The sequence below is a fragment of the Streptomyces sp. NBC_01197 genome, from assembly GCF_036010505.1.
GTDB lineage: Bacteria > Actinomycetota > Actinomycetes > Streptomycetales > Streptomycetaceae > Streptomyces.
The window spans coordinates 4,623,093-4,645,906 of sequence record NZ_CP108569.1 but is presented as its reverse complement, the minus strand read 5'-3'; the positions used below and the strand labels follow the sequence as shown (position 1 = coordinate 4,645,906).

16 protein-coding genes are annotated in these 22,814 nt (G+C 70.6%); 6 read left to right on the top strand and 10 right to left on the bottom strand.

Going from position 1 to position 22,814, the window contains the following annotated elements:
* Positions 1-14: 14 nt before the first annotated feature.
* The 3 genes from OG452_RS21310 to mfd all read right to left on the bottom strand — a co-directional run bounded on the left by OG452_RS21310 (position 15) and on the right by mfd (position 6,754).
* Complete coding sequence (locus tag OG452_RS21310) at positions 15-701, bottom strand: HNH endonuclease family protein (protein WP_405561436.1); 687 nt, start codon at positions 699-701, stop codon at positions 15-17.
* A gap of 67 nt (positions 702-768) precedes the next feature.
* The gene (locus tag OG452_RS21305; RefSeq protein ID WP_327297186.1) at positions 769-3,063 is read right to left on the bottom strand and encodes an MMPL family transporter; all 2,295 of its coding nucleotides are present in this window, start codon (positions 3,061-3,063) and stop codon (positions 769-771) included.
* A 151-nt stretch (positions 3,064-3,214) separates the two neighbouring features.
* Positions 3,215-6,754, bottom strand: a complete 3,540-nt coding sequence (gene mfd, locus OG452_RS21300; protein ID WP_327297185.1) for a transcription-repair coupling factor — start codon at positions 6,752-6,754, stop codon at positions 3,215-3,217.
* 382 nt (positions 6,755-7,136) lie between these two features.
* Between mfd and OG452_RS21295 the strand changes: the two genes are divergently transcribed.
* On the top strand, positions 7,137-7,628 hold the full coding sequence (locus OG452_RS21295; RefSeq protein ID WP_327297184.1) for a SigE family RNA polymerase sigma factor: 492 nt from the start codon (positions 7,137-7,139) through the stop codon (positions 7,626-7,628).
* 144 nt (positions 7,629-7,772) lie between these two features.
* Here OG452_RS21295 and OG452_RS21290 read toward each other — a convergent pair whose 3' ends face one another.
* The 3 genes from OG452_RS21290 to OG452_RS21280 all read right to left on the bottom strand — a co-directional run bounded on the left by OG452_RS21290 (position 7,773) and on the right by OG452_RS21280 (position 11,728).
* Positions 7,773-8,105, bottom strand: a complete 333-nt coding sequence (locus OG452_RS21290; protein WP_327297183.1) for a hypothetical protein — start codon at positions 8,103-8,105, stop codon at positions 7,773-7,775.
* A 264-nt stretch (positions 8,106-8,369) separates the two neighbouring features.
* Positions 8,370-10,943, bottom strand: coding sequence for an ABC transporter permease (locus tag OG452_RS21285; protein WP_327297182.1), 2,574 nt, complete (start codon positions 10,941-10,943; stop codon positions 8,370-8,372).
* Positions 10,940-11,728 (bottom strand): ABC transporter ATP-binding protein, encoded by a 789-nt coding sequence (locus OG452_RS21280; protein WP_327297181.1) that lies wholly within the window; start codon positions 11,726-11,728, stop codon positions 10,940-10,942. Before OG452_RS21280 ends, OG452_RS21285 begins: the two co-directional genes overlap by 4 nt.
* 458 nt (positions 11,729-12,186) lie before the next feature.
* Here OG452_RS21280 and OG452_RS21275 point away from each other — a divergent pair, with 458 nt between their 5' ends.
* Complete coding sequence (locus tag OG452_RS21275; protein ID WP_327297180.1) at positions 12,187-12,456, top strand: hypothetical protein; 270 nt, start codon at positions 12,187-12,189, stop codon at positions 12,454-12,456.
* Positions 12,457-12,528: 72 nt separating this feature from the next.
* Here the strand turns inward: OG452_RS21275 and OG452_RS21270 are convergent, their stop codons facing one another.
* The 3 genes from OG452_RS21270 to OG452_RS21260 form a co-directional block, all read right to left on the bottom strand.
* Positions 12,529-13,425, bottom strand: coding sequence for a cellulose-binding protein (locus OG452_RS21270; protein WP_327297179.1), 897 nt, complete (start codon positions 13,423-13,425; stop codon positions 12,529-12,531).
* A gap of 342 nt (positions 13,426-13,767) precedes the next feature.
* Positions 13,768-16,368, bottom strand: a complete 2,601-nt coding sequence (locus OG452_RS21265; RefSeq protein ID WP_327297178.1) for an SUKH-4 family immunity protein — start codon at positions 16,366-16,368, stop codon at positions 13,768-13,770.
* Positions 16,369-16,375: 7 nt separating this feature from the next.
* Positions 16,376-17,359 carry an SMI1/KNR4 family protein gene (locus OG452_RS21260; protein WP_327297177.1) on the bottom strand — a complete coding sequence of 328 codons (984 nt, stop codon included), beginning with the start codon at positions 17,357-17,359 and terminating at the stop codon, positions 16,376-16,378.
* A 263-nt stretch (positions 17,360-17,622) separates the two neighbouring features.
* Between OG452_RS21260 and OG452_RS21255 the strand changes: the two genes are divergently transcribed.
* Both OG452_RS21255 and OG452_RS21250 read left to right on the top strand, forming a co-directional pair.
* The gene (locus OG452_RS21255) at positions 17,623-18,183 is read left to right on the top strand and encodes a YwqJ-related putative deaminase (RefSeq protein WP_327297176.1); all 561 of its coding nucleotides are present in this window, start codon (positions 17,623-17,625) and stop codon (positions 18,181-18,183) included.
* A 10-nt stretch (positions 18,184-18,193) separates the two neighbouring features.
* Positions 18,194-18,712, top strand: a complete 519-nt coding sequence (locus tag OG452_RS21250; RefSeq protein ID WP_327297175.1) for an SUKH-3 domain-containing protein — start codon at positions 18,194-18,196, stop codon at positions 18,710-18,712.
* A gap of 34 nt (positions 18,713-18,746) precedes the next feature.
* Here OG452_RS21250 and OG452_RS21245 read toward each other — a convergent pair whose 3' ends face one another.
* The gene (locus OG452_RS21245) at positions 18,747-20,066 is read right to left on the bottom strand and encodes a sensor histidine kinase (RefSeq protein ID WP_327297174.1); all 1,320 of its coding nucleotides are present in this window, start codon (positions 20,064-20,066) and stop codon (positions 18,747-18,749) included.
* A gap of 142 nt (positions 20,067-20,208) precedes the next feature.
* On the opposite strand from OG452_RS21245, the gene OG452_RS21240 reads away from it, so the two are divergent.
* Together OG452_RS21240 and glmU are read left to right on the top strand one after the other, a co-directional pair.
* Positions 20,209-21,075, top strand: a complete 867-nt coding sequence (locus tag OG452_RS21240) for a hypothetical protein (RefSeq protein ID WP_405561453.1) — start codon at positions 20,209-20,211, stop codon at positions 21,073-21,075.
* 210 nt (positions 21,076-21,285) lie between these two features.
* Positions 21,286-22,785 carry a bifunctional UDP-N-acetylglucosamine diphosphorylase/glucosamine-1-phosphate N-acetyltransferase GlmU gene (glmU, locus tag OG452_RS21235; RefSeq protein WP_327297173.1) on the top strand — a complete coding sequence of 500 codons (1,500 nt, stop codon included), beginning with the start codon at positions 21,286-21,288 and terminating at the stop codon, positions 22,783-22,785.
* The last annotated feature ends 29 nt before the right edge of the window (positions 22,786-22,814 follow it).

Below are 22,814 nucleotides of genomic sequence, written 5' to 3'. Positions count from 1 at the left end.
GCCCGGTGCCGGGGTCAGCCGGTGGGCAGTCTCTCGGACGGGCAGCCGGAGAGGATCCGCTTCATCGCGTTCTTCTCCGCGCCCGTCACCCACAGCCCGTACTTCTTCTTCACCGCCACCTGCCGTGCGACATAGCCGCACCGCGCCGGCTTGTACGCGGGCAGCCAGGTCGCCGTGTCACCGTCGCCCTTGCTGCGATTGGTGGAGGAGTCGACCGCCAGCAGGTTCAGCGGATCGTTCGCGAGGGCGGTCCGCTTGGTCCTGTCCCACTGCTGGGCGCCCTTCTGCCAGGCGTCGGAGAGTGCCACGACATGGTCTATGTCGACCTTGCTGTGCCCGCGCACGAAGTTGATCGTCGTCCCGGTGTAGGGGTCCTTGACCAGCGTTCCCGAAGTGATCTGGCAGTCACCGCTCTTGTACCGGACATCCCGCAGATCGCGCTTGAGCACGTCGTCCCGGGTCGGGCAGTGATTGTGGTCGGTGTCCGACCAGGCGCTGCCGAACTCCTTGCGCGCGTAACCGGTCTTGGGCGCACGCCCCTTGACGGTCAGGGCGTCGGCGGCGGCGAGCGCGGAGCCGTGCGGCGCCTTCCCCGCGGGCCCGGACGAACCTGAGGAGCCGTCACCGGCCTTGCAGCCGCCGAGGGCGAGTGCGGTGGCGACGGCCACAACTGCGGGGAGGGCGGAGCGCGTACGTATCAAGGAGAGCCGTCCTGGCGGATAGGGGTCGGGACCGCACAATCCTAGAACCGCGCAATCCTGCACACGCTCAGCCGGCCCCGGCAGCCCCCTGGCGCTCGCCCTCGGTGTCGATGTGCGGCAGCACCCGGTCGAGCCAGTGCGGCGTCCACCACGCGCTGCTGCCGAGCAGGGTCATCACGGCGGGGACCAGCAGCAGCCGGACGACCGTCGCGTCGATGAGGACGCTGACGGCCAGTCCGAGGCCGAGCATCTTGACCACGATGTTGTCGCTGAGGAGGAACGCGGCGAAGACGCTGACCATGATGAGCGCCGCGCAGCTGATGACGCGCGCCGTGATCTCCAGACCGTGCGCGACGCTGCCCCTGCTGTCGCGGGTGCGCACCCAGGCCTCGTGCACCCGGGCGAGCAGGAAGACCTCGTAGTCCATGGAGAGCCCGAAGACGATGGCGAACATCATCATCGGGACGTAACTCTCGATCGGCACCGTCCCGTGGACGCCGAGCGAGGGGCCGCCCCACCCCCACTGGAAGACGGCGACGACCACTCCGTAGGACGCCGCGATCGACAGGAGGTTGAGCACGGCGGCCTTGAGCGCCACGAGGAGCCCGCGGAACACCGCCAGGATGATGACGAAGGCGACCGCGACGACCACGGCGATGATGAGCGGGAGCCGGGCGGCGATGATGTCGAGGAAGTCCTGCTGGGCCGCGGTCGTGCCCGTCACATAGGTCGTGGCGGCGGTCCCGGCCACCGCGTTGGGCAGGATGGTGTTCTTGAGGTTCTTGAACAGTGTGCTGGTTCCGGCGTCCTGCGGTGAGGTGCGGGAGACCACCGACCCCGTCAGCACCTGGCCGTCGCTGGTGGGTTTGAGGCTGCTGACGCTCGCCGCGCCGGGGACGTCGGTGAGCGCCTTCTTGAGACTGTCCGCCAGCGCCGACCGGTCGCTCGACGGCACTTTGCTCTGGTCGACGACGAGGGTCAGCGGCCCGTTGGCGCCGGGCCCGAACCCACTGGCGATCAGGTCGTACGCACGCCGGTCCGTGAAGCTGGTGGGGTCGGCGCCGTCACCGATGTGGCCGAGCCGGATGGAGAACAGCGGGATCGCCAGCACCCCGGCGATCACCACTCCGGTCACCAGGAACCACCACGGGCGGCGCTCGATGCGCTGTGCGTAACGGTGCCAGCCGCCGACCCGACCCGCGGACTTCGCGGGCCCCGCGGATTTCGCGGCCGGTTCCGCACCCTGCTCGGCCGGGCCCTCGGCGACCGGCTTCCGCACCCGGTAGCGGTCGATCCGGCGCCCCGCGAGCCCGAGCAGCGCCGGTACGAGGGTGACCGCGCCGATCACCGCGGTGACGACCGTGACGGCGGACGCGACCCCGAGTCTGCCGATGAAGCTGACCTGCGACACGTACAGCCCGGCCAGCGCGACGACGACCGTGCAGCCGGAGACCAGCACGGCCCGGCCGCTGGTGGCGACCGCCCGCCCCGCCGCGGTGACCGGGTCGGCGCCGTCGATGAGCTGCTGCCGGTGACGGGTGATCAGGAACAGTGCGTAGTCGATCCCGACGCCGAGCCCGATCATCGTGGCGAGGGTCGGCGAGACACTGGCGAAGGTGAACGCGGCGGCGAGCAGCGCCAGACAGCTCAGCCCGACGATGACGCTGATCAGCGCGGTGACCAGCGGCACCCCCGCGGCGATGACACTGCCGAAGCCGATGAGCAGGACGACCACGGCCACCCCGAACCCGATGCCCTCACTGGTCAGATCGGTGGCCTTGGGCCGGGCCAGCTCCCCGAGCGGCCCGCCGTACTCGACCTCGACGCCCGCGGCCCGCAGTGGCGACACCGCGGAGTCCACGCCGTGGAGGTACGACGTCCCGAACGAGGTGGGGTTAGCGGTGAATCGGACGGTGATGTAGCCGGTCTTCCCGTCGGAGGACAGCGCGCCGGTGGGCGGCGACGAGGACGAGGCAGGCAGCGGGTTCACCGCCGAGAGGACGTGCGGGAGTTTCTGCAGCGAGCTGACGGTCTGGTCGATCTGGCTCTGGAAGCCGGTCAGGGACTTCTTCCCGTCGTGCAGCACCACCTGCGCGCCGATCCCGCCGGCCGCCGGGTCGTGGTGGCTGAGCACCTGGGCGCCGTTGTTCGACTGCGTACCAGGCAGCGAGAAGTCGTCCGAGTACGTGCCGCCGAAGCTGCCCTGGAGGGCATGGAGCACGCCGAGGGCGACCAGCCAGGCCACGATGACGACGACGAAATGGCGGGCGCACCACTCCCCGAGCCGCCGCAGCCGGCCCGCCCGGGCCCCGGCTCCCGGCGCCGCCGTCGCTCCCGTGTCCGTACCGTTCTGCGCGCTCATGCGTTCCCCTGGAGGGTGCGGAGATCCGACAGCAGAGACAAATGCGGTTATTATAGCTTTTCAGTACACAATGACCGGTTTGACCTTTTGTCGGGCGCGCCTCCGCGCAGCGGAACGCCGCCTGAACGCCCCCTTCCAAACGCTCCCCGCCTCACGACCCCAGGATCGACGCCAGGAACTCCCCGGTCCACGACAGGAGTTCGCGGCCCACCACCGGCTTTCCGCCGATCTTCCCGGCCGTCGGGCGCGGCACCAGGATCTGGTGGGCCGCCGCCTTGATGACCGTACGGGGATAGAGCCGCTTGAGGCGCAGTTCCTGGGACTCCCTCAGTTCCACCGGCGCAAACCGGATGTTGGGGCCCTGGAGGACGATCTCGCCGACCCCGCAGGCCCGCGCCAGCATCCGCAGCCCCGCCACAAGGAGCAGGTTCTCGACCTGCTCGGGCAGCTTGCCGTACCGGTCGGTGAGTTCCTCGCGTACCGCCCTGATGTCCTCGTCCGTGGTCGCGGAGGCGATCGCGCGGTACGCCTGGAGGCGCAGCCGCTCGCCGGGCGCGTACTCGTGCGGGACGTGCGCGTCGACCGGGAGCTCGATCTTGACCTCCAGCGGCTGTTCCTCTTCGGCTCCCCCGTCGACCGCCGTGCGGTAGTCGGCCACCGCCTCGCCCACCATCCGGATGTACAGGTCGAAGCCGACACCCGCGATATGGCCGGACTGCTCGCCGCCGAGCATGTTCCCCGCGCCGCGGATCTCCAGGTCCTTCATGGCGACGTACATACCCGCGCCCATCTCGGTGTGCTGCGCGATCGTCGCCAGCCGCTCGTGCGCGGTCTCGGTGAGCGGCTTCTCCGGCGGGTACAGGAAGTACGCGTACCCGCGGTCGCGGCCACGGCCGACCCGGCCGCGCAGCTGGTGCAGCTGGGAGAGGCCGAAGTTGTCGCCGCGCTCCACGATCAGGGTGTTGGCGTTCGCGATGTCGATCCCGGACTCCACGATCGTCGTGGAGACCAGGACGTCGAACTTCTTCTCCCAGAAGTCGACCACGACCTGCTCAAGCGCGCTCTCACCCATCTGCCCGTGCGCGGTCTGGATGCGCGCCTCCGGGACGATCTCGCGCAGCCGGGCGGCGGCCCGGTCGATCGAGTCGACCCGGTTGTGGATGTAGAAGACCTGCCCCTCGCGCAGCAGTTCACGGCGGACGGCCGCGCCGATCTGCTTCTCCTCGTACGGGCCGACGAAGGTCAGCACCGGGTGCCGCTCCTCCGGGGGTGTCGTGATGGTCGACATCTCGCGGATCCCGGTCACGGCCATTTCGAGCGTACGGGGGATGGGCGTCGCGGACATCGTCAGGACGTCGACGTTGGCGCGCAGTTTCTTCAGCTGCTCCTTGTGCTCTACACCGAACCGCTGCTCCTCGTCGACGATGACCAGGCCCAGGTCCTTGAACTTCGTCTCCGAAGAGAAGAGCCGGTGCGTGCCGATGACCATGTCGACCGAGCCGTCCCGCAGGCCCTCCAGGGTCGCCTTCGCCTCGGTGTCCGACTGGAAACGGCTCAGCGCCCGCACGACCACCGGGAACTGCGCGTACCGCTCGGTGAACGTGCCGAAGTGCTGCTGTACGAGGAGGGTGGTCGGCACGAGGACCGCCACCTGCTTGCCGTCCTGGACGGCCTTGAAAGCGGCGCGCACCGCGATCTCGGTCTTGCCGTAGCCGACGTCGCCGCAGATCAGCCGGTCCATCGGGACCGTCTTCTCCATGTCCTCCTTGACCTCGGCGATCGTGGAGAGCTGGTCGGGCGTCTCCACGTAAGGGAAGGCGTCCTCCAGCTCCCGCTGCCACGGGGTGTCCTGGGCGAAGGAGTGACCGGGAGCCGCCATCCGCGCCGAGTAGAGCTTGATGAGGTCCCCGGCGATCTCCTTGACCGCCTTCTTGGCGCGCGCCTTGGTCTTCGTCCAGTCGGAGCCGCCGAGCCGGTGCAGCGTCGGGGCCTCGCCGCCCACGTACTTGGTGACCTGCTCCAGCTGGTCGGTGGGGATGTACAGCCGGTCCCCCGGCTGGCCGCGCTTGGCCGGGGCGTACTCGACCAGCAGGTATTCACGGGTCGCGCCCTGCACCGTGCGCTGCACCATCTCGATGTAGCGGCCCACGCCGTGCTGCTCGTGGACGATGAAGTCGCCCGTCACCAGCGTCAGCGGGTCGATGGACTTGCGGCGCCGGGCCGGCATCCGGCCCAGGTCCTTGGACGCGGTGCGCTGGCCGGTGAGGTCGGTCTCGGAGAGCACCGCCAGCTTGATCGCCGGGTCGATGAACCCGTGGTCGATGGAGCCGCACGAGACGTGCACGACCGAAGGGGTCAGCTCGGCCAGGTCCGCGTCGAGCCGGGCGGCGATGCCCTCGCCGCTCAGGACCTCGACCGTACGGCTCGCGGGGCCGTGGCCCTCCGTGAGATACACCGTGCGCCAGCCGTCGGCGATCCAGCCCTTGGTGTCGGCGAGGGCCCGCGCGGTGTCGCCGCGGTACGTCTCCGGGGCGTGCATCCCCAGCTTGATCATGTCGTCGGCGATGTCCTCGTCAGCGGCGAACGGGCTCACCGCCCACCACATCATCCCCAGCTCCCGCGCCCGGTCCCGGACCTCGGCGATACCCCGGAGCGAGGCGGCGCCCACATCGATCGGCGCGTCGCCCCCGCCCGCGGTGGCCGCCCACGACGCCTGCAGGAACTCCTGCGAGGTCGCCACCAGATCGGCCGCCCGGCTCCGCACCCGCTCCGGGTCGCAGACCACGGCCATCGAACCGGCCGGGAGCACATCGATCAGCAGCTCCATGTCGTCGACCAGTACCGGAGCCAGGGACTCCATGCCCTCGACGGCGATCCCCTCGGCGATCTTGTCGAGCAGCTCGCCCAGCTCGGGGTGGGCCAGCGCCAGCGCGGCCGCCCGCTCCCGTACGTCGTCGGTCAGCAGCAGCTCCCGGCAGGGCGGCGCCCACAGCCCGTGCTCGGCGATCTCCAGCGAGCGCTGGTCGGCGACCTTGAAGTAACGGATCTCCTCGACCTCGTCACCCCAGAACTCCACTCGCAGGGGGTGCTCCTCGGTCGGCGGGAACACATCGAGGATGCCGCCCCTGACGGCGAACTCGCCGCGCTTCTCGACCAGTTCCACCCGCGCGTACGCGGCGGCCGCCAGCGCCTCGGTGATGTCGCCCAGATCGGCGGACGAACCCTGTCGCAGCGCCACGGGCTCCAGGTCGCCGAGCCCCTTGACCTGCGGCTGGAGTACGGACCTGATCGGCGCGACGACCACGCTGACCGGCCCGGCGGACGGGTCGTCGGCGCTCGGGTGCGCCAGCCTGCGCAGCACCGCGATCCGCCGCCCCACCGTGTCCGAGCGCGGCGAGAGCCGCTCGTGCGGCAGCGTCTCCCAGGACGGGTACTCCACCACCGCGTCCTGCTGGTCCGCCGGGAAGAGCGAGCGCAGCGCGGCGGCCAGATCCTCGGCCTCCCGGCCGGTGGCGGTGACCGCCAGCACCGTGCGGCGGGTCTCGCGGGCCAGCGCGGCTACGGCGAAGGGCCGGGCGGCGGGCGGGCCGACCAGATCGACATGCATCCGGTGCCCGTCGCCGGCGGCCTTCACCGCTTCGGCGAGCGCGGGGTCCGAGATGGCGGCATCGAGCAGACCGTGCAGGCTCATGAAGAACGCTTTCCGTCCGGTGGATCCGGAGATCAGATGGTGGCGGGCAGGGGCGGTCGGGGGTGTTGCCGTGGTGGTGCGGATACTCAGGGGGTGCGGATCGTTCAGGCGGTACGGACGGTTCGGATGGTGCGGTGTGCAACGCGAAGGGCCCGACACGTCCTACGGGCCGGGGGCTCTCCAGCGTACGACTTCACGAAGAAGTCGGCTTCCCCTGTCAACCGGACCGGCCTCTCCGTCGTATTCATCCATGAGACCAGACCGGTCCGGGGCCAATGACCTGCCCGCTGCCCGCTGCCTCCTGTCCGATGACCCTGCCCGATGACCTGCCCGTGACCCGTCCACGTCTGAGATCTGAGATCTGTCCACGCCTGGGAGCCGCATGACCGTCGAGGAGTTCGAGGAGTTCTACGCTCACTCCGCGAAACAGCTGGTGGGACAGGTCTACCTGATGACCGGCGACCTCCATGAGGCCCAGGACGTGGTGCAGGAGGCATTCGTACGGGCCTGGGGCCGGCGCTCCGCGCTCTACCGGGACGCCGGCCCCGAGGCGTGGATACGGACCGTGGCCTGGCGGCTCGCGGTGAGCCGCTGGCGCAGGCGTGGCCGGAGCGCCGAGGCCTGGCGCCGGCACAGCGACACCCGCCCCGCGACCGTGCCCGAGCCCGATCCGGGCACCGTCGCGATGGTGTCCGCGCTGCGGCAGCTGACCGAGCGGCAGCGGCGGGTGGCGGTCCTGCACTACGTGTGCGACCTCACGGTCGAGCAGGTGGCCGCCGAGACGGGGATATCGGCGGGAACCGTCAAGACCCATCTCTCCCGCGCCCGCGCCTCGCTCGCGCCGCATCTCTCCGAGGAGGAACACGGTGTCTGAGACCGAGTACCAGCCCGCGTACGAGAACGGGCCCGGCCGTGGATCCGACGGCACGTCCGGCCGCACATCCGACTGGGCGTCCCCCTGCGAGTCCGCTGACGGGTCCGGTGACAGGTCCATCGACCGGTCGGCTCACAGGTCCGATCACGCTCTGGCCCGTGCGATGAAACAGGCCGCCGAGTCGGCGGGCCGGACAGCCGCACCCGCACCCGCCGCGTACATCTCGGCGCGGGGCGCCGGACGCAGGCGCCGGGTCCTGGCGTCGGCCGCCGCCGGCACCGTGTGCGTCCTGGCGAGCGGGGTCGTGGCGGCCTTGCTGCAGCTCCAGCCCGGCCCTCCCGCGCTCCCCGCCGCGCCGCCGAGCCCCCGCCACTCCGCCGGCAGCGAGCGCCCGGGCCCGTCCATGGGGTCCGGCTCGGCCTCACCGTCCCGCCCGTCCGGCGCCACGTCCGCCAGCACGGTGAGGGAGACGCCCACCGCCCCGGCCACCTCGCCCCGGTCGTCACCTCCGCCCGGTTGATGCTCTCCGGTGGAGATGCGTGGCAGCGGACACGATCCAGCCCCGGCCGACGCGCCTGGCGTCCACCGGGGCTGAATCCTTCCCCGTACCCCCGTTGTCCCCCGCCGCCCGCCCCCGTACCCCCGGCCCCCCGGTCAGCGGACCCGGTCATTCCGGACGGGCATCCCGTACCGGCATTCCGTACCGAGCCTGGCCCGGAACAGAGACGCACCCGCGCCGCGTCAGTCGGTCGCGATCGCGTTCAGCACGTTCATCCGGCCCGCCCGGAACGCCGGGATCAGGGCGGCGAACAGGCCCACGAACGCCGAGGCGACGAAGACCGTGATGATCGTGGGCCACGGGATCTCCAGGACCCCCATGCCCTCCAGGGCGAGGATCTTCTGGGCCGATGTGCCCCAGCCCATCCCGAGCCCCAGGCCGAGCAGCGCACCGAAGAGCGCGATGACCACCGACTCCAGCCGGATCATCCGGCGCAGCTGCCGGCGCGAGAGGCCGATCGCCCGCATCAGGCCGATCTCCCTGGTCCGCTCGACGACGGACAGGGCCAGCGTGTTCACCACACCGAGCACCGCGACGATGATCGCCAGGGCCAGCAGCGCATAGACGATGTTGAGCAGCTGCCCGATCTGGTCCTTCAGATCCTGCTTGAAGTCGGTCTGGTCCTGCACCTTGTACTGCGGGTACTTGGCCAGGGACTTCTTCAGCCCGGCGTAGGCCGCCTTCTCCTGGCCGTCCCTGGCCTTGGCGAACATGATGACGTTCGGCGGCATCTTGGCTGCGGGCACATACCGCGCGGCCGTCGTGATGTTCAGATACATCGCGCCCTTGTCGACGCTCGTATCGTCCGAGGTGATGGCCGCGATCCTCAGCTTCGCCGTCCGGCCGCCCTTGAACGCGACGGACATGGTGTCGCCGACCTTGATGTGGTGCTTCTTGGCGTAGGCGTCACCGACGGACATGGCGTCCTTGCCGTACGCCGCCGAGAGGTCGCCCGACACGGTCTCGCGCCGCAGGTCCTGCGAGTACGTCGGGTCGGCCGCGATGACTGACTCGTCCTCGCTCTTCCCGTCGGGCGCGGTCAGCCTGGAGTCGACCGCCTTGTAGTTGGTGACGTGCTCAATGCCCGGCGTCGCTTCCAGTGCCTTCTGGGCCTGCGGCACGATCAGCTGGCCGCTGCCGCTCTGGACGATGAAGTCCGCGCCGACCGATTTGTCGAGCTCATCGGTGGCCGAGGCCACCATCGACGAGCCGACGACCGACAGACAGGCGACCAGTGCGAGCCCGATCATCAGCGCGGCGCCCGTCGCTCCCGTACGCCGCGGGTTGCGCAGCGCGTTGCGCTCGGCCATCCGCCCGACCGGGCCGAAGAACCGCAGCACAACCGCGCTGATCCCCCGGACCACGACACCCGCGAGGAGCGGGCCGATGACCACGAAGCCGATGAGCGTGAGAACCACGCCCACGCCGAGGTAGAGCGAACCCTGGCCGGACTTGTCCGCGGCGGCCGCGGCGAACAGCGCCGCCGCACCGCCTCCGGTGAGCACCAGGCCGATCGCCGCCCTGAGCCGGCCGGCGCTGCCGTCGGCGGGCGTACCGGAGTCCCGCAGCGCGGCCATCGGGGAGATCTTCCCGGCCCGGCGGGCCGGGATGTACGCGGCGACGATCGTCACGATGACACCGAGCAGCATGCCGACGAGCGGAGTCGTCCACTTGACCGTCAGGTCCTCCGTGGACAGGTCCATGCCCACGGAACTCATCACCTTCATCAGCCCGACCGCCAGGCCGACACCGGCGCCGACACCGAGGAGCGAGCCGAAGACACCGAGGAGCAGCGCCTCGACCAGCACCGAGCGGTTGACCTGTTTGCGGCTGGAGCCGAGGGCCCGCATCAGGCCGATCTCACGGGTGCGCTGGGCGACCAGCATCGAGAAGGTGTTGATGATCAGGAAGATGCCGACAAGGAAGGCGATTCCGGCGAAGCCGAGCATCGCGTACTTCATCACGTCGAGGAACGAGCCGACCTCCGAGCGGTTGGCGTCCGCGTTCTCCTTCTGCGTCTCGAACTTGTACGGGCCGTGCAGCACCGCTTCCACGTTCTGCTTCAACCGGGCATCGCTCACCCCGGACTCGGCGTTGACGGAGATGCTCGTGAAGAGGCCTGGGCCGCCCAGCAGTTCGCGCTGCGCGGTGGCGGTGTCGTAGTACACGACGGCCGCACCGGGGTTGGTCACCTTGAACGTGGCGATACCGGATATCCGGGCCCTGATGTCACCGCTGACGGTGATCGTGCGCAGCTCGTCACCCAGCTTGAGGTGGTGCTTCTTCGCGGTGTCCGCGTCGACCATCACCTCTGTGGCGCCGTGCGGCGCGTGGCCGGAGGTGATCTCCATCGACTTGTTGTCGTCGGTCGTCCAGTTGCCGGCGATCGTCGGAGCGCCGCTGCTGGAGCCCATGTCCTTGTTGTGGCTGTTGACGACCGTCACGTTCATGCTGCTGACGCCGCCCTGCGCCGACCGCACCCCGTCGGCCTTCTCGACCTGCCGCACCGCGGAGGCGGGCAGCGAATCCGGCTTGCCGTTCTGGGTGCTGTTGTCGGTGCCCTTGGCGGACTTGGGGCTGACCGTGACGTCCGACGCGGTGGCCGCGAAGAGCTTGTCGAACGTGGCGTTCATGGTGTCGGTGAAGACGAGCGTGCCGCACACGAAGCCGACCGACAGCAGGACCGCGACGGCGGAGAGCGCCATCCGTCCCTTGTGCGCGAAGAAGTTGCGCATCGAGGTCTTCCAGACGGTCATGACGTCCGCCCGCGCGCGTCGAAGTCCTTCATCCGGTCGAGGACCTGGTCGGCCGTCGGGCCGTACATCTCGTCCACGATCCTGCCGTCCGCGAGGTAGAGCACCCGGTCCGCGTACGAGGCGGCCACCGGGTCGTGCGTGACCATCACGATGGTCTGGCCCAGCTCGGAGACCGACTTGCGCAGGAAGCCCAGCACCTCCGCGCCCGCACGGGAGTCGAGGTTCCCGGTCGGCTCGTCACCGAAGATGATCTCGGGCTGCGCGGCCAGGGCACGCGCCACGGCGACCCGCTGCTGCTGGCCTCCGGAGAGCTGCGTCGGCCGGTGCTTGAGCCGGTCCGCGAGACCCACGGTCTCCACCACCTGCCGCAGCCACTGCGCGTCCGGTCTGCGCCCCGCGATGTCCATCGGCAGCGTGATGTTCTCGATGGCGTTGAGGGTGGGCAGCAGATTGAACGCCTGGAAGATGAAGCCGATGCGGTCCCGGCGCAGCTGCGTGAGTTTCTTGTCCTTGAGCCCGGTGATCTCGGTCTCGTCCAGATAGATCTGGCCGCCGCTCACCGTGTCGAGACCGGCGAGGCAGTGCATCAGCGTCGACTTGCCTGAGCCAGAGGGGCCCATGATCGCGGTGAACTGGCCGCGGGCGATGTCGACATCGACGTGGTCGAGCGCGACGACCCGGGTCTCACCCGATCCGTAAGCCTTGACGACCTGCCGCGCTCGCGCGGCAACGGCCGTACGCCCTCCAGTACCCCCGTGCCTGGGAATGGTTACAGCCGTTGTCACGGTAAGTCTCCTATTTCGGTTCCGCCCTGCTTGTCAGCAGGCATGGTTGAAGTCTGTCGATCCGGAGCGCGCAGCACACTGGTGCGCGTAGCCGCATCCGCCCTGGGGTTTTCCCCACCCCCACCGCTGCGGGCGGCCATAGACAAACGCTAAGGACCGGCCCGGCCCACCACCTCCTCCGGCCGGACGAACACGCCCGGGCCGTTAGTAGGGGTCGGTCCCTAGGGGGTTTCCACCCCGGGGAGCGCCGCCTCTCAGGGGACGCTGGACCCGGACGCCGCTGGAGACGCAAGGGGCGACCTCCACCCGGCCGGAAAGGGTGTACGGGGAACGCGTCCGCGGGCTGCTGCTGTCAACTCGCGGGTGGACAGCACCCATTGAGGCGAGGAAGAGCCATGAAAAGCACACTGGCACACGCCTGAGGCATGGCCTTCATATGACAGATCCGGAGAGACCTGATGACCACCCTGAGTTACTTCTTCCAGTCCGAGGCCGCCCACCAGGTCCGCGAGGAAGGACGCGAAGAAGGACGCGAAGAAGGTCCGCGAGGAAGGCCGCGCGGAAGCGCAGGCCGGGGCGGCGGTGATGGTGCTGGAGCGGCGCGGTGTCGCCGTCTCCCCCGCGGCACGGCCCGTGTCACCGCGTGCACGGACCTCGCCACGCTCGCCGACCGGCTGGACGGGGCCTGGACGGCCGGCTCGGCCGACGAACTCTTCACCCGCCCCTGACCGGCCCCGGCGGTCCCTGCCCCCTCCCGCCGCGGGGGCAGGGACCACCGGGGCCGGGGGCATGGCCGTCGGTCAGCTGCCCTCTGTCGCCGGGGCCCTTCCCGTCAGGGAGGCCAGGCTGTTCCTCACATGGGACATGTGCGCCCGCAGCTCGTCCTGCGCCTCGCCGTTCTCGCGAAGCACCCGCTCCGTCTCGCGCTCCGTACGCTCCGCGCGGGCCCGGGCGTGCGAGACCAGCTGTGCCGCCTGCGCCTCCGCCTCCGCCTGGCCGTGCCGCGCCGTCTCCTCCGTCACCGACAGCGCCCGCTGCGCCTCCGCCAGACGGGCCTCGGCGCGGGCGATCAGATCCGCGTGACGCGCATCGAAGTCGGCCTCCCTCGCGGCCAGTTCACGCTGAGCCGCTTCGGCGCGCTCGCCGTGCTCCTTCTCCAGCTCCGCCAGCGCAGCCGAGGTGCGCTCCCGCATCTCCCGCAGCACACCCAACGCCTCACCACGCCACTGCTTCGCGTCCTTGCGCGAACCGATCCGCAGCTCGTCGGACGTACCCTGCGCGGCGGCCAGCACTCGCTGGGCATGCGTCTCGGCCGCCGCCAGCGCCGCGTCCGCGTCTGCCCGCGCCGCGTCCCGCAGCCCCCGTTCCGCCGCGCCCGCCTCGTCATGGAGCCGCTGGGCCGCCGCCAGCGCCTCACTGTGCAGCCCGGCAGCCTCCTCGGTGACCAGCGTGATCAGCGTCCGGGCCCGCTCCCCCAACGTCTCGTACGTCTGCGGTGCGAGTGCGGCGACCTGCTCGGCGAGCGCGGCGGACGTCGCCTCCATCTCCTTCGTGAGGACGGTCAGCCGAGCCGCGCGCTCCCAGGCCCCGTCGCGGTCCTCCGAGAGTTCCGCGACGAACCGGTCGACCTGCTCGGGCCGGTACCCACGCCCCCGGACGCCCGTGAAGCCATGAGGTGACACCGCTGCTGAACTCATCCTTCAAAGCCCCTCTTCGAACACGATGTGCGACGGGCCGCCCACGCGTCCCGGCGCACATCTTCGTAGATCATCGCGAAATGCCCATACCGCGACACTCCGCCCATCCCATCCACCCAGGATGCGTCACCCGGCTCGGGAAGTCGGCACCGCCGTCCGGGACGGCTGATTTCGGTCCCTCGTACCCGGCTCAGGGACGGACCTCACGTACAGACACGGCCGGCCTACGCGCGCGCCCCGACCCCGGCGCCCCTCACGTACGCGCATACAGCAGAGGCGCCCGGCCGCGGCTCGCGGTCGGGCGCCTCGTACGGCCCGGCAGGGGCCGTGCCAGGGACTACGTCAGAGCAGCCCGTCCCACATCTGCTCCAGCAGGACCGACCACCAGCTCTCCGGCGAACCGAGCGCCGCCGGATCCAGCATCAGCAACTGCGCCTGGAAGTCGACCGTCCACCGGCCGGCCTGCTCCGGAGTGAGGCCGAAGCGCAGCCGCCACATCCGGCCCAGCAGCGCCAGCGACCGTACGAACTCGGGCAGCCCGGAGTTCACGAACTGCGGCGCCACCGGCCGGCCGCCAGGACCCGCCTCCACCGGCACCGCCACGATGTTCGCCGTGCCGTACTGCACACAGATCGCCCGCCCGAAGTCGGAGCCCATCACCAGATACGACCCCGCGTCGGACGCGGGCTGCACCTGGCGCTGCGCGGCCAGCTCGGCCAGCGTCGGAACGGGCTGGCCCGGCACCGCCTGCGCCCAGAAGAACGGGCCGAAATCGACCGGCAGCCCCGCCCACACCAGTGTCTGCGCCACGACGTCCGGCACACCCTGACGGGACACCGCCCGCTGATCGAAACGGAAGACGGCCTGCGGTCCGAAGGCCTGCGCCAGTTCGTGCGCGACACCCTGCGGCGGGATCGGCGGCGCCGACTGCACCGCCGGCAGCGGAGCACGCACCGGCGCCGGCCGCGCCGGTCCGTCCGCGACCTGGTGCAACTCGCCCTGATGGGTCAGCAGATGCTGCATCCCCTGCTGGCGGCCGGCGTGATCACTGCCGTACGGGGCAACGCTGGTGATCCGGACCTGCGGCCAGGTCTCCCGGATCATCCGCGCGCAGTACCCACCGGGCAGCTCGCACGACTCCAGCTCCGTGTGCAGCTCGATGACCTGCTGCGGCGGCACGTTCATGGCCCGCAGCTCGTGCAGCATCTGCCACTCGGGGTGCGGGGTGCCGGGCGCGGAGCGGCGGATGAGCTGCTGCTCGGAGCCGTCCTGCGCGCGGTAGCGCAGCACCGCCTGGTAGCCAGGGCCCACCGTCGGCAGCCCGCCGGGGGGCTGCTGCGGATACCCGTACGAAGCACCCTGCGGCGGCGGCACGTGACCGGGCGGCTGCACCGGACCGGGAGGCGCCATCCGGCCGGGCGGCGGCGTGCCCCCGGGACCGGCCAGCATGGTGGCCGCCTGGTGCACACCCCCGCCGACGCTCCCACCGGGCGGCGGAGGCGCCTGCGGGCCGGCCTGGCCGGGCCGGCCCGGCGGACCTGGCGGCTGCGGCACACCGGCGCCGGGCACACCGGGCGGACCCGGCGGCTGCGGCGCACCGGGCGGACCGGCAGGCCTGGAACCGCCCGGGCCACCCAGACTGCCCTGGCCGCCCAGACTCGGTCCGGCCAGCATCGTCGCCGCGTGGTGCACATCGCCACCGGTGCTCCCACCGGCACTTCCGCCGGGCGGCGGAGGCGTCGGCGGCCCTGGCGGCACGCCGGGCCGACCGGGCGGCTGCTGACCGGGAGCCTGCGGCGCGCTCGGGGCGCCGGGCGGTCCTGGCGGCTGCGGGCCTTCGGGTCCGAGCTGCGAGACCAGCTGCGTAGGTACGTAACCAGCGGCCGGAACACCCGGCGGCAGCGGCGGAGCCGCATCGGGCCGCGCACCCGGGGTGCCCGGGGCGCCAGGCGGGGGCGGAGTGGTCACACCACTGCCGCGCGCCGACCGTGGGGGCGCCGTGGCCTTACTGGTCGCGGCGTCGGCGATGTCACCGGGACCGGCAGCGGGGCCAGGACCGGGACCCACACCGGCACCCTGGCCCGGAACCTGACCGGCGGCCGGCGGCAGCGTCTGCGCCGGGGGCTGCGGCAACGACTGCCCCGGCTGACCTCCCATCGGCTGCCGTTGCGACGGCGGCTGCTGGCCCCCCGTCGACGGCTGATGCGGCGGCTGCGGCTGCTGGGACCCGTCCAGCGCGGGCGCGATGGTCGTCCTCGGCAGCCCGCTGCCACCGGACATCAGCGTCGTCTTGGCCTCGGGCGCCACACCGGGCGGCGGGGCCTCCTCGTCGTCCGAACCGGCAAGCGGCGGCGCGAACACGGTCGCGGGCAGCGGAACCGAACCGTCCTGGCCACCCGGCGCCGCATTGGTGTCGGTCCCGGCCCAGGGGGTCCGGTCCGCGGGAACGCCCTCATCGGCCGTGGGCTCGCGGCCCCCCGGCGCCCCCCAGCTACCGCCCGCAACAGGCGCCCCCGCACCCACACCCGAACCGGACCCAGCACCAGCACCGGACTCCGACCGCCGGTCAGGGATGCCCAGCTTGTCCGCCGCGTCCTGCAGCCACTCCGGCGGAGTCAGCAGGAACGACGTCTGATTCAGATCGATCCGCTGCGGCGGCTCCGGCGCCGCGGGCGCATCGCCCGCCGCCCCGTACTCCTCCTCGTACCGCCGCACCACCTCGCCGACCGGCAGCCCGGGCCACAGCGTCGCCTCACCGCCGTCCCGCGCGATCACCAGCCGCTGACGGCCGCCACCACCCGAAGGTCCCTCCGCGCGGTCCTCCGCCCACACCACGAACCCGAGCTCGAACTCCCGTACCCGCACCTCACGGTGCTGATACGCGGGAACGTCCCCGTTAACCCACTCTTCCGCGCGCTCCTGCGCCTGCGCAAAGGTCACCATCGGCTCTTCACCCCTCGGCCGAGACCGGGACGGCCTGCGCGAAGCCGCCGTCCACCATCAGGTTCGCCACTGTCTCCAGCTCCGGTGGATTCCCCGCGAGCCGCTCCAGGAACGCGTCGAAATCCTCACCGCACGGCAACAGCAACCGCTCCACCCGCTCCGCCGGCGGCCACGCGTCCTGGTCGCGGGCATCGTCGTACGCACAGAACCAGACCGTGCCGACACCGCCGCCCTTCACCTTCACCGCGACGATCCCGCCCTGGACGAAACCCACGCCCAGGTAATCCTTCGTCAGATGGTCCCGCAGACACTTGTTCACGTACACCAGGTCATTGACAGCAGCCTCGTCGCGCACCGTGAAGAACGGCTGGTCCACCAGCAGGCCCAACTCCGCGTCCAGCGCGGTACCGACCGGCGCGCAGCCACCCGCAGCCTTCAGGAACGACCGGTACGCGGCGGGCAGCCGGTACCCCAGATCCTCCTCGGCACCCAGAACCAGCTGCTCGCCCACCGCCACCGCACCCCTGGGCAGCCCGAAATGGACCGGCCGGGTGTCCTGCAACGGACGCGTACCCCGCTTGTTCTGGTCGACGGCCGCCGTCGCGAGCCCGCCGTGATGCCGCAACAGCGCCTTCACCTCGACCGGTACGAGTTCCAGCCGCCGCGCACCGGGCACGTGGTGCCAGGTCCAGCCGTGCGGCGTGGCAACAGCCGGGATCGTGTCCCACAACTCGTGCCCCGAAGCCGCCAGCGCGGCATTGGCCGACACATAGTCGGTCAGCCTCAACTCGTCGACGCCGAACCCCTCCGGAGGCTCCGCGATCTCCGCCGCCGCGCGCGCGTACGGCGAGAAATCCGGAAAACCGTTCCCGTCCACCCGCACCCCGCGCGGGTGGCGCGCGGCCCGGACCGGGTCCGGGAAGCTCACGAGCTGCCCGGCATAGGCCGCGTTCGGTGGCGCGGCTTGCTGCCCGAGCCGACCTGTCGTCATGGCGGTTGCCCCCTGCTGCGAATGGCGTGGAACGGACAGCCTATGCGGTGGTGCAAGAGGCGGTTCCGCCCCGTCACCGCACAGTCCGGCCCCCGTCCACCGACGTAACGGACGGTCACGTTCGAGTGACCCGCAGCCGACACACCACCCCGATCACAGGCCCCAGCTTCCCCATCCGGCGCCCCATTTGGCAGGCTGACCCCGCAACACGGGGGCGCGACACCAGCGGCAGCCGCCGCGGGGGTGGGAGGGGCAGCACGACCATGCACACCGCACAGACACCGCACACGCCACAGACAGCAACGTCACCGCAGACCGGAGCGCCGTCACCGCACACCGGGCCCGCCGGCGACCCACGCCTGCGCTGGAGCAGCACCGAAACCCGCCCGCCCGAACTCCGCCACCGCAGAGACGGCATCCTCCCCACAGTCGCCGCCGCACTCTCCGTCCGCGGCGCCGACACCCTCACCTCCACCGCGGGCAAGGCCGACCAGCCACCCACACTCCACCCGCTGGTCCACGACTTCCTCACCACCCTCACCAGCGGCCAGCGCGAACGCTTCACCGGACGCTGCCCCGAAGCGATCCTGCTCTCCCGCCACCTCACCGCCGTAGAAGGCAACCGCTCCAAACGAGCCTCCCGCAAGCCCCTCACCAACGGCGAGGCCCGCCGCACCCTCAAACACGCCAGAATCACCGCCCGCCACATCCGCGAGGACGGCGACCCCCTCCACGGCAGCTACGCACCCCCCTGCCGCTCCTGTACGGCGATGCTCGCCCACTTCGGCGTACGCGCAGTCGACCCGACCACCGAGAAGGGCTGAACCACCGCCGATGCCGCCGCACCCGCAGGACGCGCCGGACGCACCCGCCGCCACCAGCACCCGCTTCCCCGACACCGTGGACACCACGCTGCGCGAAGCCGGCTGGCTGCCCGGCCGCTGGGACATCCGGGGCGCCGAACAGTGGGCCGACACCCTGCGCGCCCACGTCTCACCCGCCGGCCACCAGCACGCGGTCTTCCCCGCAGCCGTCGAGGCCTGGGCCGAATTCGGCGGACTGCGCATCACCGGCCCCGCACCCGGCCGCCAGACAGCCCCCGCCCCGGTCCTGATCGACCCGCTCAGCGGCCTCCACCTCGCCCGCACCCTCGCCGACCTGGGCCGCGCACTCGACACCGAGATCGCCCCGCTCGGCGACGAAGGAGACGGACGGGCGCTGCTCGCCATCGACTCCGAAGGCCGCGTCTACAGCATCGACCACACCGGCGACTGGTACCTCGGCCACGACATCGACCAAGGCCTCATCGCCCTCATCACCGGACTCCAGGCAGTCAGACTGGGCTCGGGATAGAAAAAACACCGGGACCGAGGAAAGAAGCCACCCATCAGGCCCGTTCGGCCGGCCGCCGCTCCGGCAACACCGCCGACACCCGGAACCCCCCGGCCTCCGTCGGCCCCGACACGAAGACCCCGCCCAGCGCGGTCACCCGCTCCCGCATCCCCAGCAGCCCGTTCCCCCCACTGGGCAACCCGGCATCGGCCGCACCCGCGTCCGAAGGACCGTTCTCGACCTGCAGAGCCACCTCGGCCCCCCGATGCGCCAGCCGCACCCGGGTCTTCGCCCCGGCAGCATGCTTGTGCACATTCGTCAGCGCCTCCTGGACCACCCGGTACGCCGTCTGCTCCACCAGCGCGTCATACGCCCCGGCCTCGCCCTCCACCAGCAGCTCCACCACCATCCCCGCCGCCCGCGACTGCCCCACCAGCACATCCAGCGCATCCAGACACGGCCCGTCCTCCACCGCCGCCGCAGCAGCCGCCGCAGCCGCCACCCCGACCGCCGCCAGCGGCACCGCCGCCGGAGCCCGCACCGGCTCACCCGAGCGCAGCACCCCGAGCATCTCCCGCAACTCGGTCAGCGCCTGCCGCCCCATGTCCCCCACCAGCGCCGCGTTCTTCGACGCCTTCGCCGGATCCTTCAACGCCACCGCCTGCAGAGCCGCAGCGTGCACCACCATCAGACTCACCCGGTGCGCGACCACATCGTGCATCTCCCGCGCGATCCGCGTCCGCTCCTCGGTCCGCGCCCACTCGGCCCGCTCCTCGGCACGGTCCGCCAGCAGCGACAGCTCACGCTCCAGACTGTCCGCCCGCTCCCGCAGACTCTCCATCAGCCGGCGGCGCGCCCCCGTGTACAGCCCGAGCAGCACGGGCGGGGCCGTCAGCCCCAGCGACATGAAGACGGACCCGAGCACGACGAACAGCGGCCCCGGACTCCCGTCCTCGGCCCCCACACCGTGCCGCAGCCGCACGAACGTCACGATGAGCGTGCCGAGCGTCGCCATCACCGTCAGCGCACCGGTCAGCCGGCGCGGCACATCGGACGCGGCCAGCGTGTAGAGCCCGACGATGCCCATCAGGAAACCCATCTGGGCGGGCGTGGTGGCGACCGACACCAGCACCACACCGATCGGCCACCGCCGCCGCAGCACCAGTACGAATCCGGCCAACAGCCCGAACACCACCCCGAACGGCACGGGAAGCCCGGCCTGCCCGGAGAAATCAACACCCTCCAACGCACACTCAAGAGCCGAGACGACACCCAGCCCCACATCCAGCACGGCACTGCGCCGCCGTTCCCACCACCACCAGCCCCGGGTGGTCAGCCCCGTGGCCGTGGCGTCGTACGCCCCCGTTGCGGTCATGGCCACCAGCGTACGGGCGGGCGCACCCCTGCCCCACGAATTCCGATGTGGGAGGTTACGCGCAATACACCCGGATCACTCGATCCAGTGAATCGAGCAGACTTTCGAACCGGACGTCCGCATTCCGGACGAAGCTGTCCCTGTGACCGATATCCGCAACAAGAACAGCAAGTACTCCGACTTCGAGGAACTGCGCGAACAGGCGATCGCCCTGCGCCGGGAGGGGCTCAGCCTCCGCCAGATCCGGGATCGCCTGAAGATTTTCAACAACGACATCCTGCAGCGCCTCGTCAGGGGCGAGCCCGCCCCGGAATGGACGAAGCGCCCCAACGCCAAGGACGACGTACGGGCGAAGGCGCGGGAACTGAGGCTCCAGGGGATGACCTACGACCAGATACAGCTGGAGCTGGGGTGCTCGAAGAGTTCGATTTCACTGTGGGTTCGGGACCTGCCGAAGCCCGCACCTCGCTACACGGACGAAGAGCGCCACGCCCGCATGAACGCGGGCCTAGCCCAACTGCGCGCCACACAGGATCAGGAACGTCAAGAGACCAAGCGCTCCGCTTCAGACGCGATCGGCCGACTCTCCGATCGGGAGCTACTCATCGCCGGGGTCGCGCTCTATTGGGCCGAAGGCGCAAAGGACAAACCGTACCGGCGGAGCGAAGTCCTCCAGTTCATCAACAGCGACCCCAACGTGATCAAGCTGCACCTCCACTGGCTCGAACTCCTCGAAGTACCCCGCGACCGGATGCACTTCCGGGTCAGCATCCACGAATCGGCGGACGTCGCCGAGGCCGAGAGGTTCTGGGCCGACCTGGTAGGCATGGATGTCTCCGTCTTCAAGAAAGCGACCCTAAAGAAGCACAACCCGAAAACGACACGGAAGAACACAGCTGAGACGTACCGAGGCTGCCTGGTCGTCTACGTCACCAAAAGCGCCGAGCTGTACCGTCGCATGGAAGGTACTTGGTACGGCATAGTATTGGGTGCCGATCAAGCGGCCTGACCTTATGTCCGGTTTAGCTTGATTTCATCCCCCATGGTGTAATCAGGCAGCACTGCGAGTTTTGGTCTCGTATGTCCAGGTTCAAATCCTGGTGGGGGAGCAGCACAGCGCGGGGCCTGACCTACTTGGTCAGGCCCCGCCCCCATTTCCACCCCCCGGCCCCCCGGTATTCTGCGGGTATCCACCCACCCGCACCCGAAGGGCACCAACGTGAGCGCCACTCCCCCCCAAGGTCTCGGTTCCGCGCATACAGGGGGAGAGGCTCCCTCGGCCACCGCCGCCGCCGTCGTCGTTCTCGCGGCCGGTGCGGGCACCCGGATGAAGTCGGCCACGCCAAAGGTCCTGCACGAGGTCAGCGGGCGCTCGCTCGTCGGTCATGTCGTCGCCGCCTCCCGTGAGCTGGAGCCCGAGCAGCTCGTCGTGGTCGTCGGGCACGAGCGCGAGAAGGTCCAGGCGCATCTCGCCGAGTCCGACGCGGACGTACGGACCGCTGTGCAGGTCGAACAGAACGGCACCGGGCACGCCGTCCGTACCGCCCTCGAAGAGCTGGGCGCGGCTCCCGAAGGAACGGTTCTCGTCGTCTGTGGCGACACCCCGCTGCTCACCGGGGCGACCCTGGCGGCGCTCACCGCCACGCACACCGCCGACGGCAACGCGGTCACCGTGCTGACCGCCGAGGTTCCCGACGCGACCGGGTACGGGCGAATCGTGCGCGATCACGCCACCGGTGCGGTGATCTCGATCGTCGAGCACAAGGACGCTTCCGAGGCGGAGTTGGCGATCCGGGAGATCAACTCGGGGGTGTTCGCCTTCGACGGGCGGCTGCTGGCGGAGGCGCTGGGCAAGGTGCGCACCGACAACAGCCAGGGCGAGGAGTATCTGACCGATGTGCTCGGCATTCTGCGGACGGCCGGTCACCGGGTCGGGGCGTCGGTCGCCGGTGACCACCGGGAGATCGTCGGGATCAACAACCGGGTGCAGCTGGCGCAGGCGCGCGCCCTGTTGAATGCCCGGTTGCTTGAGCGGGCGATGCTGGCCGGGGTGAGTGTGATCGATCCGGCGTCGGTGTTCGTCGATGTGTCGGTGACTTTCGAGCCGGATTCGGTGATCCATCCCGGTACGCAGCTGCTGGGTACGACGCATCTGTCCGAGGGTGCGGAGGTCGGCCCCAACTCGCGGTTGAACGACACCGTGGTGGGTGCGTACGCGAGGGTGGACAACACGGTGGCGGACGGTGCGGAGGTCGGTGAGCACGCGACGGTGGGTCCGTACGCCTATCTGCGGCCGGGTACGCGGCTCGGTACGCGGGGCAAGATCGGGACGTATGTGGAGACGAAGAACGCCACCATCGGTGAGGGTTCGAAGGTGCCGCATCTGTCGTATGTCGGTGACGCGACGATCGGTGAGTTCAGCAACATCGGTGCCGCGAGTGTCTTCGTGAACTATGACGGACAGGACAAACACCACACAACGATCGGGTCGCACTGCCGGACCGGTTCGGACAACATGTTTGTGGCTCCCATCACGGTCGGGGACGGTGTCTACACCGCTGCCGGCTCCGTGATCACGAAGAACGTGCCGGCCGGTGCACTGGCCGTCGCCCGGGGCCAGCAAAGGAATATCGAAGGTTGGGTGGCCAGGAAGCGGCCGGGAAGTGCCGCCGCGCGGGCCGCTCAGGCCGCCTCTGAGGAGCCCGGTGCCGAAAGCTGACCGGAAACACGTGCGTTCATCTGCGCGTA

Bases quoted from the DNA above. Each gene is read 5' to 3' on its own strand.
- OG452_RS21305 (WP_327297186.1), bottom strand. From the start codon at position 3,063: ATGAGCGCGCAGAACGGTACGGACACGGGAGCGACGGCGGCGCCGGGA.
- mfd (WP_327297185.1), bottom strand. From the start codon at position 6,754: ATGAGCCTGCACGGTCTGCTCGATGCCGCCATCTCGGACCCCGCGCTC.
- OG452_RS21295 (WP_327297184.1), top strand. From the start codon at position 7,137: ATGACCGTCGAGGAGTTCGAGGAGTTCTACGCTCACTCCGCGAAACAG.
- OG452_RS21285 (WP_327297182.1), bottom strand. From the start codon at position 10,943: ATGACCGTCTGGAAGACCTCGATGCGCAACTTCTTCGCGCACAAGGGA.
- OG452_RS21275 (WP_327297180.1), top strand. From the start codon at position 12,187: ATGACCACCCTGAGTTACTTCTTCCAGTCCGAGGCCGCCCACCAGGTC.
- OG452_RS21270 (WP_327297179.1), bottom strand. From the start codon at position 13,425: ATGAGTTCAGCAGCGGTGTCACCTCATGGCTTCACGGGCGTCCGGGGG.
- OG452_RS21265 (WP_327297178.1), bottom strand. From the start codon at position 16,368: ATGGTGACCTTTGCGCAGGCGCAGGAGCGCGCGGAAGAGTGGGTTAAC.
- OG452_RS21260 (WP_327297177.1), bottom strand. From the start codon at position 17,359: ATGACGACAGGTCGGCTCGGGCAGCAAGCCGCGCCACCGAACGCGGCC.
- OG452_RS21255 (WP_327297176.1), top strand. From the start codon at position 17,623: ATGCACACCGCACAGACACCGCACACGCCACAGACAGCAACGTCACCG.
- OG452_RS21250 (WP_327297175.1), top strand. From the start codon at position 18,194: ATGCCGCCGCACCCGCAGGACGCGCCGGACGCACCCGCCGCCACCAGC.
- OG452_RS21245 (WP_327297174.1), bottom strand. From the start codon at position 20,066: ATGACCGCAACGGGGGCGTACGACGCCACGGCCACGGGGCTGACCACC.